The sequence below is a fragment of the Prevotella pallens ATCC 700821 genome, assembly GCF_000220255.1.
Taxonomy (GTDB): domain Bacteria; phylum Bacteroidota; class Bacteroidia; order Bacteroidales; family Bacteroidaceae; genus Prevotella; species Prevotella pallens.
Window position 1 is genome coordinate 320,223 of record NZ_GL982513.1, and the last position, 15,401, is coordinate 335,623.

8 protein-coding genes are annotated in these 15,401 nt (G+C 34.6%); 7 read left to right on the forward strand and 1 reads right to left on the reverse strand.

All coding sequences use genetic code 11. The features are described from left to right. Positions 1–39: 39 nt before the first annotated feature. On the reverse strand, positions 40–1,911 hold the full coding sequence (gene mnmG, locus HMPREF9144_RS01305; RefSeq protein WP_040595468.1) for a tRNA uridine-5-carboxymethylaminomethyl(34) synthesis enzyme MnmG: 1,872 nt from the start codon (positions 1,909–1,911) through the stop codon (positions 40–42). 336 nt (positions 1,912–2,247) lie between these two features. Between mnmG and HMPREF9144_RS01310 the strand changes: the two genes are divergently transcribed. The 7 genes from HMPREF9144_RS01310 to HMPREF9144_RS01340 all read left to right on the forward strand — a co-directional run bounded on the left by HMPREF9144_RS01310 (position 2,248) and on the right by HMPREF9144_RS01340 (position 14,775). Further along, positions 2,248–5,625, forward strand: coding sequence for a helicase-related protein (locus tag HMPREF9144_RS01310; protein WP_006043990.1), 3,378 nt, complete (start codon positions 2,248–2,250; stop codon positions 5,623–5,625). 5 nt (positions 5,626–5,630) lie between these two features. Further along, positions 5,631–8,861, forward strand: coding sequence for an Eco57I restriction-modification methylase domain-containing protein (locus HMPREF9144_RS01315; RefSeq protein ID WP_040595347.1), 3,231 nt, complete (start codon positions 5,631–5,633; stop codon positions 8,859–8,861). Positions 8,862–9,052: 191 nt separating this feature from the next. After that, a complete protein-coding gene (locus HMPREF9144_RS01320) occupies positions 9,053–10,096 on the forward strand; it encodes a virulence RhuM family protein (RefSeq protein WP_006043992.1) in 1,044 nt (347 codons plus the stop codon). Between the two features lie 21 nt (positions 10,097–10,117). Next, positions 10,118–10,582 (forward strand): DNA-processing protein DprA, encoded by a 465-nt coding sequence (locus tag HMPREF9144_RS01325; RefSeq protein ID WP_006043993.1) that lies wholly within the window; start codon positions 10,118–10,120, stop codon positions 10,580–10,582. Positions 10,583–11,270: 688 nt separating this feature from the next. Further along, positions 11,271–11,969, forward strand: coding sequence for a succinate dehydrogenase/fumarate reductase cytochrome b subunit (locus HMPREF9144_RS01330; RefSeq protein ID WP_006043995.1), 699 nt, complete (start codon positions 11,271–11,273; stop codon positions 11,967–11,969). Between the two features lie 23 nt (positions 11,970–11,992). Beyond that, positions 11,993–13,975, forward strand: coding sequence for a fumarate reductase/succinate dehydrogenase flavoprotein subunit (locus HMPREF9144_RS01335; RefSeq protein ID WP_040595348.1), 1,983 nt, complete (start codon positions 11,993–11,995; stop codon positions 13,973–13,975). 44 nt (positions 13,976–14,019) lie between these two features. Further along, positions 14,020–14,775: a succinate dehydrogenase/fumarate reductase iron-sulfur subunit gene (locus tag HMPREF9144_RS01340; RefSeq protein ID WP_006043997.1), complete on the forward strand. Its 756-nt coding sequence runs from the start codon at positions 14,020–14,022 to the stop codon at positions 14,773–14,775. Positions 14,776–15,401 lie beyond the last annotated feature (626 nt).

A 15,401-nucleotide genomic window follows, 5' to 3' on the forward strand; every position in this document is an offset into this window, starting at 1 on the left:
ATATTATTTATTATTTGTTACACGTGAAACATGTTGTGTCTATCTTCTCATTAATACTAATAAAACATTTATGTCGCTGGGACTAACTCCTGGTATTCTGCTTGCTTGTGCCAAAGTTTCTGGTTGTATATGTTCTAACTTCTGACGACATTCTGTAGATAGATCGTGTATATTGCTATAATCAAAATGTCCCTTTATCTTAATATTTTCAAGACGATGCATCTTTTCTGCAAAAATACGCTCTCTTTCTATATAACCTTTATATTTCATTTTTATTTCAGCTGCTTCAGTAATTTCATCTTTTCTGGTTGGTAATAATGATAATACTTCTTTAAGTTGCGGAATATAATTTGATAAGTCGTATAAACTTATTCCTGGACGAGCTATAAGTCCTGAAATTTTAATTGAACCTTGTATTGCAGAACTACCAATACTATCCAAATAGCCATTAATTTCATTGGGCTTTATCGCAGTTTCATCGCAATAATTAATGATTCTTTCTATCTGTTCTTTCTTTTTTATCCACCAATTATAGCGTTTACTAGTAGCTAAACCAAGTTTAAATGCTTCTTCTGTTAAACGAGCATCGGCATCGTCTTGACGGAGTAATATTCTATATTCAGCTCTTGAAGTAAACATTCTATAAGGTTCGTCCACCCCTTTTGTTGTTAAATCGTCGATTAATACGCCAATATAACTTTCATCGCGTTTCATAGTAAATGTTTTCTTTCCGCTACATAATAGAGTAGCATTAATTCCTGCAACTATTCCTTGTCCGCCAGCTTCTTCATAACCAGTGGTTCCATTTACCTGTCCAGCAAAGAATAAACCTTCAATAATCTTCGATTCCAACGTTGGTTTCAATTGTGTTGGGTCGAAATAATCATATTCTATAGCATATCCAGGGCGATAAATCTTAGCATCTCGTAATGCTGGAATTTTTCGTAATGCTTCTAATTGTATTTCCCACGGCATCGAAGATGAAAATCCGTTTAAATACATTTCGTTTGTATCAACTCCTTCTGGTTCTAGAAATAGGGGGTGCGATGTTTTATCAGCGAAAGTAACAAGCTTTGTTTCTATTGATGGACAATATCGTGGTCCAATACTTTCTATTTGTCCGTTGAAAAGGGGAGAATCTGGAATACCTTTACGTAATATATTATGTGCATCTTCATTTGTATTGCACAACCAACATGGTAGTTGTGGAAGGTTTCTGTAAGGACCTATAAATGAAAATTGGTGATAATCGTTTTCTCCAGGTTGTACTTCCATTTCATCGAAGTGAACCGACCTTTTATCTATACGAACTGGAGTTCCTGTTTTCATACGATTCTTGCGAATTCCCCAGCGTGTAATACTTTCTGTTAAATTATGCACAGCAGGTTCCGAGCATCTTCCTCCTTCTACTTTACGTTTACCAATGTGCATAAGACCATTTAAGAATGTTCCTGCTGTTATTACAACTGTACGTGCAAAAAGTTCTATTCCCCATATTGTGCGAACACCTATAGCGTGTCCGTCTTTTACAATAAGTTCTTCTACTTGATCTTGGAAGATATCTAAATTTTCTGTTCCGTCAAGTATTCTTTTCCATTCTGTTATGAACTTTTCTCTATCGCATTGTGCTCTTGGACTCCAAACAGCAGGTCCTTTTGACCGATTGAGCATACGAAATTGTATGGCAGTAGCATCAGTAACAAGTCCCATTTGACCTCCTAAAGCATCAATTTCTCTAACAATTTGTCCTTTTGCAATGCCTCCTACGGCAGGATTACAGCTCATTTGGGCAATTTTGTTCATATCCATTGTTATTAAACAAACTTTTGCACCAATATTTGCTGCTGCTGTTGCTGCTTCGCACCCAGCATGTCCGCCACCAATTACTAATACATCATATTTAAAAGTAATGCTCATTCTTCGTTTATTTTTCGGCAAAAGTAAGAAATTTAATTGAATTATGTAGTACAACTCCATCATATTACTCCATTCATTATAACTATCATTCATCTATTTTTTGCCTCTATAATTTAATAATATTTCGATGTAATATATTGTATGTTAGATGTTTACTTCTTAATACTTAATGATTCTCTATCTAAACAATATTGTTTAACAATGGTATATTCTCAAATTTCATTCATTTCTGTTCGAATAACATTTTATTTAAAAATTCCATATTCTTTAATAAATAATGCGTAATTTTATAGCCTGAAAACCAACTAATATATAATGGAACTCTAAAAAATGGCACGAATTTACGATAATATCGAAACGAAATTCACAGAAGGACTTCAAGGAATAATTACCAATGTTGGAGTAAAACGAGTAGACTTCTGTGTGGGATATTTTAATTTACGTGGTTGGAATATAGTTGTAGATCAGGTAGATACAATTACTGGCGACTTTGTTTACGAAGATGATAAAAGAATTTTTCGTAAATGTCGGTTATTAATTGGTATGCATCAGCCTTCCGATGAACTAATACGTCAGCTATATACCGAGCAACAATTGCCCGATGCAAATTATGTTAGCCAATGCAAATTGGCTATTGCGCACGATTTCAGACGACAGTTACAATTAGGTTTTCCAACAAAGCAAGACGAATTTACACTTCGTCGTCTTTCTGCACAGATGAAAGACGAAAAAGTATGTGTAAAACTGTATCTTCGCGAACCACTTCATGCCAAATTATACCTAGCTCATCGTCCAGATGATAATTTCAATAAAATACAAGCTATTATGGGTAGTAGCAATCTTACCTATTCCGGACTAACAAAGCAAGGAGAGCTAAATGCAGAATTTGGCGATAGCGATAGTGCCGAAAAATTAGCTTCTTGGTTTGATGACCGTTGGGAAGATAAATTTTGTCTTGATATTACCAAAGAGTTAATAGAAATTATAGACAATAGTTGGGCAGGCGACAAAGAAATACCACCTTATTATATATATCTAAAAACAGCTTATCATCTTAGCGAAGAAGCACGCTCGGGAATTAAAGAATTTTCTATTCCTACAGAATTTAGAGGTGCACTTTTCGACTTTCAACAGACTGCTGTAAAGATAGCAGCACGCCATCTTAATAATGAAAAACGTGGCGGAGCAATGATAGGCGATGTTGTAGGATTAGGAAAAACCATCACAGCTTGTGCCATTGCTAAGATGTACGAAAACACTTTTGGCAGCAATACATTGATTATCTGTCCTGCCAATTTGCAAGATATGTGGGCAAAGTATCGAAAGCAATACGATATGAAGGCAGATATTATGTCAATGTCAAAACCTATTGACGTTGATAATGCCCGCTATTACAAACTTATTATTGTAGACGAAAGTCATAACTTACGTAATAGTCAAGGCATTCGTTATCGCAATATTCGCGATCTTATTCAAAAACAAGATTGTAAGGTTTTATTATTAACAGCAACACCTTACAACAAGCAATATAAAGACCTTAGTAGCCAACTTCGACTTTTTATAGATGACGATATGGATTTAGGAATTCGTCCTGAAGCATATATTCGTGCAATTGGCGGAGAACGGAAATTTGCCGAAAAGCATGAAGATTTTATTAGAAGTATCAAAGCCTTTGAACGAAGCGAATGTCAAGAAGACTGGCAAGAACTAATGAAACTTTTCCTTATCCGAAGAACACGCACCTTTATTAAAGAGAATTATGCAAAGACCGATCCTAAAAACAAACGTAAATATTTGGAGTTCAAAGATGGGCATAAATCTTATTTTCCAGATCGTATCCCTAAAGCCGTGAAGTTTAATACTGTTGAGGGCGACCAATATAGCCGACTCTATTCAAAAGAAATGATAGATTTTATGGAGTCACTTAAGTTGCCTCGTTATGGATTGACACATTATTTAGATGAAAAGAAAGCCGAAGCTGCGTCAAAGTATGAAAGTAATTTGATAGATAATCTTTCGCGTGCTGGAGCACAAATGATGGGTTTCTGTAAAAGTACATTCTTTAAGCGTATAGATAGTAGTGGCTATGCATTTCTGCTCACATTATATCGCCACATATTGCGCAATGCTGTGTATATCTATGCTATTGACAATAAGTTGAAATTGCCAGTTAGCGATGAAAATACATTCCCTGAGGACTTTTTAGAAGATGCCGACATCAACGATGCAAATGCAGATTCAGAAAATAGTCAAGAATTTTTTTCTAACAGCAATCTTCTGACAATTCCTAAAGATATGAAAGCTTATATGGAAAAAGCAGAAACATATTACAATGGACTGATAGGAAAGAATAATGTACAATGGATTGATTCTAAATATTTCAAACGTACACTGAAACAGGGGTTAAAAAAAGATTGCGAACAACTTCTCGCTATGATAAATCTTTGTAAAGCATGGAATCCGCAGACCGACCAAAAACTCAACGAATTAGAAAAGCTATTGAACAACACTCATAAAGATGAAAAGGTTGTCGTTTTCACACAATATTCTGATACTGCCAACTATATTTACAAACAGTTAGAAAAGCGAGGAATTAAATATATCGAGAAAGTAACTGGTGCAACAAAAAATTCAACATCTATTGTAGAACGCTTTTCGCCCATAAGTAATAAAGCAGATATAGAAAAAGAAAACCAACTGCGCATATTAATAGCAACCGATGTATTAAGTGAAGGACAAAATTTACAAGATGCTCATATCATTGTTAATTATGACTTACCTTGGGCTATTATCCGACTAATTCAGCGTGCAGGACGTGTAGATCGTATCGACCAAAGTTCAGAAAAAATCTATTGTTATTCATTTTTCCCAGCCGATGAGGTGGAAAAAATCATTAGTTTGCGTACGCGCCTTAACGAACGTATCAACGAAAATGCAGGAATTGTGGGTAGCGACGAAGTGTTTTTTGAAGGAAACGAACAGAACCTTCGTGATATGTATAATGAAAAGAGTGGAAGTTTAGACGGCGACGACGATGATGTAGATGTAGACTTAGGTTCTTTTGCATATCAGATATGGAAAAACGCTACCGATGCCAATCCAAAACTGAAAAATATAATTCCAGCTATACCAAATATAGCCTATTCTACAAAAGCTGCAACCAATATCAGCGAAAATGGCGTTATTACATACGCTCGCACATATAACGATTTCGATGTTCTTACTTGGTACAACTCAGAAGGAAAAATAGTTAGCCAGTCGCAAAATCGTATTCTTCAGGCAATGGCATGTACAATAAACGAACCTTGCCTACCAGCACAGGAAAATCATCTTGCATTGGTAGAAAAAGCTGTTAAAGGAATTAAGAACGAAAATACTAATGTTGGAGGAATTCTCGGAAGTCGATTTAGTACCAAACGTAAAATCTATGAATTGTTGAATCATTATTACGAACAACCACTTACTCTTTTTAATACGCAAGAAAAGAAAGAGTTGCTGAAATTTGCTATCGACCAAATCTACAATAATCCATTATTGGAGAATTCTAAATTTATCCTTGGAAGAATGATGCGTACAGGAAATACGCACGACGATATTGTAGATACTGTTATCGAAATGTACGAAAACGCAAATCTTTGTCGGGTAGACGAAGACAAAACAAAACATAAAGACCCTGTAATTATTTGTTCAATGGGATTAAAAGCCTAAAAGAAATGAAAAAGAATTTATTTAATCAGTATATCTCTATAGCCAATTTTAAAGAATTGTTTATAAGCGAAATGCTTTGGAACAATCCAACAGGTGCAACACAATTGCCAGAAATAACCATAGACGATACAACTTACCATATAGAGCAGATTGCAGAACGAAAAGGTTTTCAAATTCTGCATTGTAAAGTTCAGAGCATACCAACATCGGCTGTATGTAAAAAGATAGACCAAAAAATTAGAAAGAATGCAGAAAACTATATTTGTATTTTTTTCTTACCCGAAAAGCTACATCATCTTTGGATAGCTCCAGTGAAGAAAGTAGAAAAAAGAGATGTTGTTTTGATTGAATACGACACTATTGAAAAGGCTGCATTCTTGTTTGAAAAAATGGAAAAACTATCCTTTTCTCTCGAAGACGAACCTAACATTCTCGATATTATAGAAAAAGTTCAGGCTGCTTTCCTTGTAAATTCTGAGAAAATAACAAAAGACTTCTATTCTGGCTTTAAAAAAGAACACAGCAACTTTGCTAAATTTATTACTGGAATTGACGACCATATTGGCGAAAAGGAAAATAAAAACAAACAATGGTATGCATCGGTTATGCTAAACCGACTAATGTTTTGTTATTTCATTCAGAAAAAAGGTTTCTTAGATGGCGATATCGATTATTTACGCAACAAATTAGAATGGACACGCCAACAAGAAGGCGAAAATAGGTTCTTTAATAAGTTTTATAAAGGCTTCCTCGTTAATCTTTTTCACGATGGACTAAACGCACCACAACATAATGTTGAGTTTGAAAATATTTATGGTCGTATTCCTTATTTAAATGGTGGTATGTTCGACATACACCAAATAGAACGCAATTATGCTGAATTAGATATTGCAGATGAGGCTTTTTGTAGTTTATTCGACTTTTTCGATAAATGGCATTGGCATCTCGACGACCGTATCACTGCTTCTGGTCGCGATATTAACCCAGATGTGTTAGGATATATATTCGAACAATATATTAACGACCGTGCACAAATGGGAGCTTATTACACAAAAGAAGATATTACCGAATATATTGGTAGAAACACCATTTTGCCTTATTTAATGGATGCCGTAAAACGCAAAGACGAAAAATGTTTCCGCCCCAAAAGCAAATTATGGCAATACTTGCAAGAAAGCAACGATAAGTATATTTACAATGCAATGAAGAAAGGTTGCAACGAACCTCTTCCCGAATATATAGCAGAAGGAATAGACACTGCAAAGCCAAATTTGTTAGAACGTCGCAAACATTGGAACGAACGAACACCCGAAACTTTCGCTTTGCCTACCGAAATTTGGCGAGAAACCATAGAACGTCGCCAACGTTATAGCAACATTAAACAGAAAATAGTGAATGGCGAAATAACCGCTATAAACGATTTTATAACCTATAACCTTGATATTCGGCAATTTGTAGCCGACTATCTTGCCGATACTCCCGACCATTTGTTTATAAAACATTTTTATTCTGCCTTACAACACATTACAATTCTCGACCCAACTTGTGGTTCTGGTGCTTTTCTTTTTGCAGCACTCAACATTCTTGAACCGCTTTACGAGGTTTGTATCAACAGAATGAAGGAATTTAACAAGCAAAACCCACTTTTGTTTAAACAAGAGTTGCAAGAAATAACACACAAATATCGCTCCAACATTCAATACTTTGTTTATAAAAGCATTATTCTGCGCAATCTCTATGGCGTAGATATAATGGTTGAAGCTACAGAAATTGCAAAACTACGTTTGTTCTTAAAGATGGTTGCAGTAGTTGAAGTAGATAAACGCGACCCAAATTTAGGACTCGACCCTTTGCCCGATATAGATTTTAATATTCGTTGTGGAAATACACTTGTGGGATATGCCACACAAGCCGAATTAAAACGCGACCTGATAGAGGGAAATATGCTCGATAAAAAAGAATTTGAGGCAAAAATTAATGGGGAAATGGAGAAAATTTCTAAAGCTTATCAGCGTTTTAAAGAAATTCAGCTCCAACAATCGGAGAAAATGGTAGACTTTAAACAAGCTAAACACGCTTTAAACGAACGTCTTTCTGCATTAAACCACCTGTTAAACAATAAAATGTATGGCGCAGTAGAAACAAATATAAGTTACGATACTTGGCTTCTTACACATCAACCTTTCCATTGGCTTGCCGAATTTTACGAAATTATTAACGAACATAGAGGATTTGATGTTATTATTGGTAATCCGCCGTATGTATCTAAGAGTAAAATAACTTATTTGTCTAATGTGGCTTTTAAGTGTAGCGATTTATACGGATATGTTATAAAGCGTGTATTACAACTTTTATGTCCTTTAGGTACGCATGCTTTTATAGTTATGCATAATTTAGCTTTTAGTAGAAACTTTATAGAAGTACGAAAACTATTAAATAAAATCCAAGGAACTTTATGGTGTTCTTTTTATAGTAGAATACCTTCTGGATTATTCTCAGGAGATGTTAGAGTAAGAAATTGTATTTATATTTTATTTCCTGGTGGGAAAGAGAGATATACATCTTCTTTACATCGTTGGTTTAGTGAACAAAGAGAGACACTTTTCACTGCGAACATAAAGTATAATCGGTTTATTTATAATAATGAGGTAATACCAATGCTTGATTCTGAAATAATACAGTCTGTTTACCAAAATAAGAAAGGTGTGAATATTTCATTATTAGAAGATAATTTTAATGGAAGAAAATTATATTATAAAAAGGTTGGCTACAATTTCCTTTCTATATCTAACATTATTCCAGCTTCTTTTGACTCTGATGGGAATAAGATTGAGCAAAGTGAATTAGGAAATATCAAATTGCAAGAAGAGTATTATAAGTATATCCAACTTCTAAGTTGTGGTAGACTTTTCTTGTCTAAGTGGCTAACTTATGGAGACGATTTTCATTTAACTACTAAGGATATAATAAATTTCAACTTTCCTTTCTATGAAATATCTTTTGAGGATAACAAGACTTTAGTTTCTCTATACGAAGAGTTTTGTAAAAGATTACCATTAACTATACAATATAAACTCAATGCTGGTATTAAGGTTGGCACATTTAATACCGCTATGCTTTGGGATATTACAGATAAAAGTGATTTAATATTCTTATCATATTTAACAGATAATCCATTAGAAATTCAAGAAGTAATTAAAAACCACATAGCAAAATGTGTTATTAGTGACAAGTAAAAAAACTTGATGGAATATAATAGATTAAATGTCCAAAATATGTCCAATATTTTTAATATATTTTGTGCCTTTTAGGATCAATATTTATATAAAATGCAGATGTAAAGGAACTTATTAATGTCCAATATGGTGATATTAAATTTATTAAAGTTTTCTGATTTTACATCGTATAAATCGATAATTAAAGAATTATGCACGCAAGCAACAACGACAATATGCTCATCTATCAGTCGGCAGATGGGAAAATAAAGATAGATGTTAGGTTCAGAAACGAAACGGTGTGGCTATCATTAGACCAAATGGCAACTCTTTTTGGGCGTGATAAATCAACTATTTCACGACATATTAAGAATGTTTTTGAGGAAGGAGAATTATCTTTGGAAGCAACTGTTGCAAATTTTGCAACAGTTCAAATAGAAGGTAAAAGAGAGGTTGTTAGAAATATAGATTATTATAATCTCGACGTTATTATTTCGGTTGGTTATCGTGTAAAGTCGCAACAAGGTACACAGTTTCGTATTTGGGCTACACAACGATTAAGAGAATATATTATTAAAGGATTTGCGCTGAACGACGAACGTTTCAAAACAGGTTCTTCCTACAATTATTTTAAAGAACTTTTAAATCGTATTCGAGAGATACGTATTTCCGAAAAAGTGTTCTATCAGCAAATTAAAGATATATATGCAACGAGTATAGATTATAATCCATCGGCAGAAATGACATTGGCTTTCTTTAAAGAAATACAAAATAAACTGTTGTGGGCTGTTAGTGGAAAGACAGCTGCCGAACTTGTTTATTATCGTGCCAATGCTTTGCAACCAATGATGGGGCTAACTTCTACAGAACAAGAGGGAAAAGTTACCAAAAACGATACACTGATAGGTAAGAACTATCTGAACGAGAAAGAAATTGGGCAGTTAAAACTTATTGTTGAACAGTTTCTTGCTTATGCAGAGGCACAAGCTTTAGCAGAAAAACCAATGTATATGCGCGATTGGTTGCAGAAACTACGCCTTATTCTTACTTTGAACGAAAAGAATATTCTTGAGCATGCAGGTACAATATCACATGAATTGGCAGTTGAAAAAGCTTCAAAAGAATACATTGCTTATAAAGAACAACAGCGAAGAGAGGAACATTTTGAGAGTATAAAACAGCTCGACCAAGATTTAAAACGTATTGCACTATGCAAAGAAAATAAAGACGATAAGGAGAAAGGTTACAGCGAATAGAAAAAATAGAGAGCGTGGGCTATGATAACCAATGTGGAATATCTTGGCAATAAAGACTTGTTACGGCTGAAAAAGGTAGCTTTTTTAGCATCGAATACAATTTCTTCGGGAACAGTGCTGAAAGTTTACGATTGGGCTACCGATATGCGTAATAGGGGAGAGTGCGTTGTTAGTGGATTTTGTAGCAAGTTAGAAAAAGATGTTCTTCATTTTTTGCTGAAAGGCAGTCAGCCCATCATACTTGTTTTGGCACGAAGAATGTATAAAACCGTTCCATTGATATTGCAAGAGGCTTTAAACGAAAATCGTTTACTAATAGTTTCTGTTAGTGTTTCAGTTCGCCAGTCTAAAATAACAGCTTTAGAACGCAACAAATACATCTGCAATATGGCAAACAAAATTCTGTTTATGGGAGTAACCGAAGAAAGTAGCCTTTATGATCTCCAACAAAATAGCAGTAACAAGCAGAAACTTCTTACCTTGTAAAAAAAATATATACCCTTATTCTAATAATTAATGAGTATATTTTTTTGCATTTTGCACTATTTTTCAACCACTTATATTTATGCTCAATTGTTTAACATAAATAGCTGCTCGAATTTTAATGAAAGTTAGTAGAGTTTCTTATAAGAAAAATATTTTTTTTAATTACATTTTTAAATTTTATAATTATATTTTTTCAAGTCCATATAATAAACTGATTATAAGAATGTTATGAAAGCAGTTTTTTTGTTATTTTTTTATTTTTACGTATATACAATATCGTTTTAAAATTTAGAAGAGATAGTTTTTTGCAGACAGAAAAATGCCTATTATTAATGCAAAACGCTATAGCAAACAGTTTTATAGCTATAAAACGAAAGCTAAAAAGACAATTTATTAAATTTACATTCAATAGCTCTGTGTAAAAATTAAGTAGCATTTTGTTTTTTGTGCTTGTTTAGACTTTGTCAATATTACGTATTTATGGTTGTTTTTATGGTCTTTTTCTCCTAAAAAAATTCGTTCTGTCATTATTTTATAGTATTTTTGCAGCGAATATACGTGCATAAATACCAACATTTGGGTATCTGTTATATAAGTATGCTTTTAATGGTATGCCTTTTTGTTTATACGCTCGTTTTCGTTTTGCAAATTAATTCTAACAGTTTAAATATTAAAAACAAAACAATTTATGTGGTTAATCAATTCTTCTATTGGTAGAAAGGTTGTAATGTCGGTAACAGGCATTGCACTTATTCTATTTCTGACATTCCACATGTCAATGAATATTGTAGCTCTTTTTTCTGAAAAGGCTTACAATATGATTTGTGCCTTTCTTGGTTCGAATTGGTATGCGGTAGTAGCAACAATAGCCTTAGGTGCGCTAACAGTTGCCCATATCGTTTACGCATTTATTCTTACGGCTCAGAATCGTAGTGCACGTGGTAACGAACGTTATGCTGTAAACGGTTCAAGTCCTAAAGTAGAATGGGCATCAAAAAACATGTTGGTATTGGGAATTATTGTTCTTTTGGGCATCTTGCTCCATTTGTTCAACTTCTGGTATAATATGATGTTTGCCGAAATTGTGGGTTTTGAAGGCAAGTATAGTCCAACCGCTGGCTATTCTTACATTGTGGAAACTTTTAAGAATCCAGTATTTGTAGTGCTTTACATAGTTTGGCTTTGTGCAATTTGGTATCATCTTTCACATGGTTTTTGGTCGGCTATGCAAACACTTGGTATAAATGGCAAAATTTGGTTTAAGCGTTGGAAGATGATAGGCTTAGTTTACACTACACTTCTAATGTTAGGTTTCCTAATTGTAGTGCTAGCTTTTACATTTGGTTGTGCACCAAGCCTTCATAGTGCTTGTTGTTTAATTCACTAATTCTAATAGAACGATACAAGATTATGGCTAAAATATTAGATTCAAAGATTCCAGAAGGACCAGTAGCAGAAAAGTGGACCAATTTTAAGGCTCACCAGCGTTTGGTTAATCCTAAAAATAAACTAAAACTCGATGTAATTGTAGTAGGAACAGGCTTAGCAGGCGCTAGTGCAGCAGCATCTCTTGGCGAAATGGGCTTTACAGTTTACAATTTCTGTATTCAAGATTCTCCACGTCGTGCCCATTCTATAGCAGCACAAGGTGGTATAAATGCTGCAAAGAACTATCAAAACGATGGCGACTCAGTTTATCGTTTGTTTTACGATACAGTAAAAGGAGGCGATTATCGTGCTCGCGAAGCAAATGTTTATCGTTTGGCAGAAGTTTCAAATAGCATTATCGACCAATGTGTGGCACAAGGCGTTCCTTTTGCACGCGAATATGGCGGAATGTTAGCAAATCGTTCTTTTGGTGGAGCACAAGTTTCTCGTACTTTTTATGCAAAAGGTCAAACAGGACAACAACTTCTTCTTGGAGCTTACTCTGCATTAAGCAAACAAGTACACGATGGTCGTGTAAAACTTTACACACGTTACGAGATGGAAGACGTTGTAATTGTAGACGAACATGCACGTGGAATTATTGCGAAAAACTTAGTTACAGGTAAATTGGAACGTTTTTCTGCCAATGCTGTAGTAATAGCTACAGGTGGTTATGGTAATGCTTACTTCCTTTCTACCAATGCAATGGGCTGTAATTGTACTGCTGCTATACAATGTTATCGTAAAGGAGCATATTTTGCAAATCCTGCTTACGTTCAAATTCACCCAACTTGTATCCCCGTTCACGGTGATAAACAGTCGAAACTAACATTGATGTCAGAATCTTTGCGTAACGATGGACGTATTTGGGTACCAAAGAAAATAGAAGATGCAAAGGCATTACAGGCAGGAACAAAGAAAGGTTCTGATATTCCAGAAGAAGATCGCGACTATTATTTGGAACGTCGTTATCCAGCTTTTGGTAATTTAGTGCCACGTGATGTTGCTTCTCGTGCAGCTAAAGAACGTTGCGACCACGGTTTTGGTGTAAACAACACAGGTTTGGCAGTGTTCCTCGACTTCTCTGAAAGTATAAACCGACTTGGTTTAGATGTAATTCGCCAACGTTATGGTAACCTTTTCGATATGTACGAAGAGATAACCGATGTAAATCCGGGCGAATTGGCAAAAGAAATTAACGGTGTTAAGTATTATAATCCAATGATGATTTACCCAGCTATCCACTATACAATGGGTGGAATATGGGTAGACTACGAATTACAAACCACAATTAAAGGACTTTTTGCCATTGGCGAATGTAATTTCTCAGACCACGGAGCCAATCGTCTTGGTGCTTCTGCGTTGATGCAAGGTTTAGCAGATGGATATTTTGTATTACCTTACACCATACAAAACTACTTAGCCGACCAAGCTTTGTGGGCAAAAATTCCTACCGATCACCCTGAATTTGAAAAAGCAGAGAAAGGAGTTCAGGCAGAAATAGACCGACTTATGAATATTAAGGGTAAACGAAGTGTAGATTCTTTGCATAAAGAGTTCGGTCGTATTATGTGGGAATATGCAGGAATGGGTCGTACTGCAGAAGGTTTAAAAACAGGTTTGAAGAAAATGAAGGAAATAAGGAAAGAATTCGATACAAATCTGTTTATTCCTGGAAGTAAAGACGGATTAAATATAGAGCTTGATAAAGCAATTCACCTTCGCGACTTTATTTTAGTAGGCGAACTTGTTGCTTACGATGCATTATCGCGCAATGAAAGTTGTGGTGGACACTTCCGCGAAGAATATCAAACAGAGGAAGGAGAAGCAAAACGCGACGACGAACATTATTTCTATGTAGGTTGTTGGGAATATAAAGGTAGCGACGATGCAGAACCAGAACTTATAAAAGAACCACTCGAATACGAGGCTATTAAGGTTCAAACACGTAACTACAAGAACTAATTTTGCAGAAGTTGCTTACAACACATTAAAAAGAAATCAACGTAATGGAAAAGATAATAAGTTTTACGCTTAAAGTATGGCGTCAGAACGGACCAACTGCACAAGGTCATTTTGATACATTCGATATGAAAGATATTCCTGGAGATACATCTTTCCTCGAAATGTTGGATATTCTAAACGAGCAGCTTATAGAAGAAGGGAAAGAACCTTTTGTTTTCGACCACGACTGTCGTGAAGGAATATGCGGAATGTGTTCACTTTATATAAACGGACACCCACACGGACCAGCAACTGGTGCTACAACTTGCCAACTTTATATGCGTCGTTTCAACGATGGAGATGTAATAACAGTTGAACCATGGCGTTCTGCCGCATTCCCTGTAATTAAAGATTGTATGGTTGACCGTGGAGCTTTCGATAAAATTATACAAGCTGGCGGATATACAAGCATTCGTACAGGTCAGCCACAAGATGCAAATGCTATTCTTATATCAAAAGAAGCTGCCGATGAGGCTATGGATTGTGCAACTTGTATTGGTTGTGGAGCTTGCGTTGCAGCATGTAAGAACGGTTCTGCAATGTTGTTCCTCTCATCTAAAGTTAGTCAGTTGGCATTATTACCACAAGGAAAAATAGAATCGGCTAAACGTGCAAAGGCAATGATTATGAAAATGGAAGAACTTGGCTTTGGTAACTGTACAAACACACGTGCGTGCGAGGCAGAATGTCCAAAGAACGAGTCTATTGCTAACATTGCTCGTCTGAACCGTGAATTTATAAAGGCTAAGCTTGCCGACTAATTTTTTGGTAGTAGATATTTAAAAAAGGTTTTTTGCCTTTCTGAAACTAATAGAAAGAATCTTGCGACACTAAAATGTTGTGAGATTCTTTTTTTTATATCCGTGTTTCTGCAATACCTTTTAAAAGCATTGTATTTCGTAAAGATAGAAAGTCAGATTTTTTAATTATATTCTCCTAAATTTTATATTAAAATTTTATTTTTTGTAATTACAAAATTTTATTTTCTAATTATATTTTTCCTACCTCTTATAACATTCTGATTTTATTAAATTTAATTGCATGCATTTTTTATAGCGTAAATGCAAATAGTAAATAGGCATTTACAGACTTTTTAGACAAAACAACCGCTATTATGACCTAATTACTACGAAAGGCAAATGTTTTTGTTTGCCACATTTTTACATTTACGCAGTGCGATACTATTAAATAGAGTAGGAGTTAATATTTAAAATTATCATAAACAGAGTAGTTTTTTATATAGTTTTTAACTATAATATAGGTATCAAATTATATTTTTTGCACAAGCGATGCGTAAAGTATAAAAACTATAAAAAACTCTTTTTTTACCTTTTATTTTTGTTGATATTATAATTTTTAGTACTTTTGGCACCGAGAATAACGCATT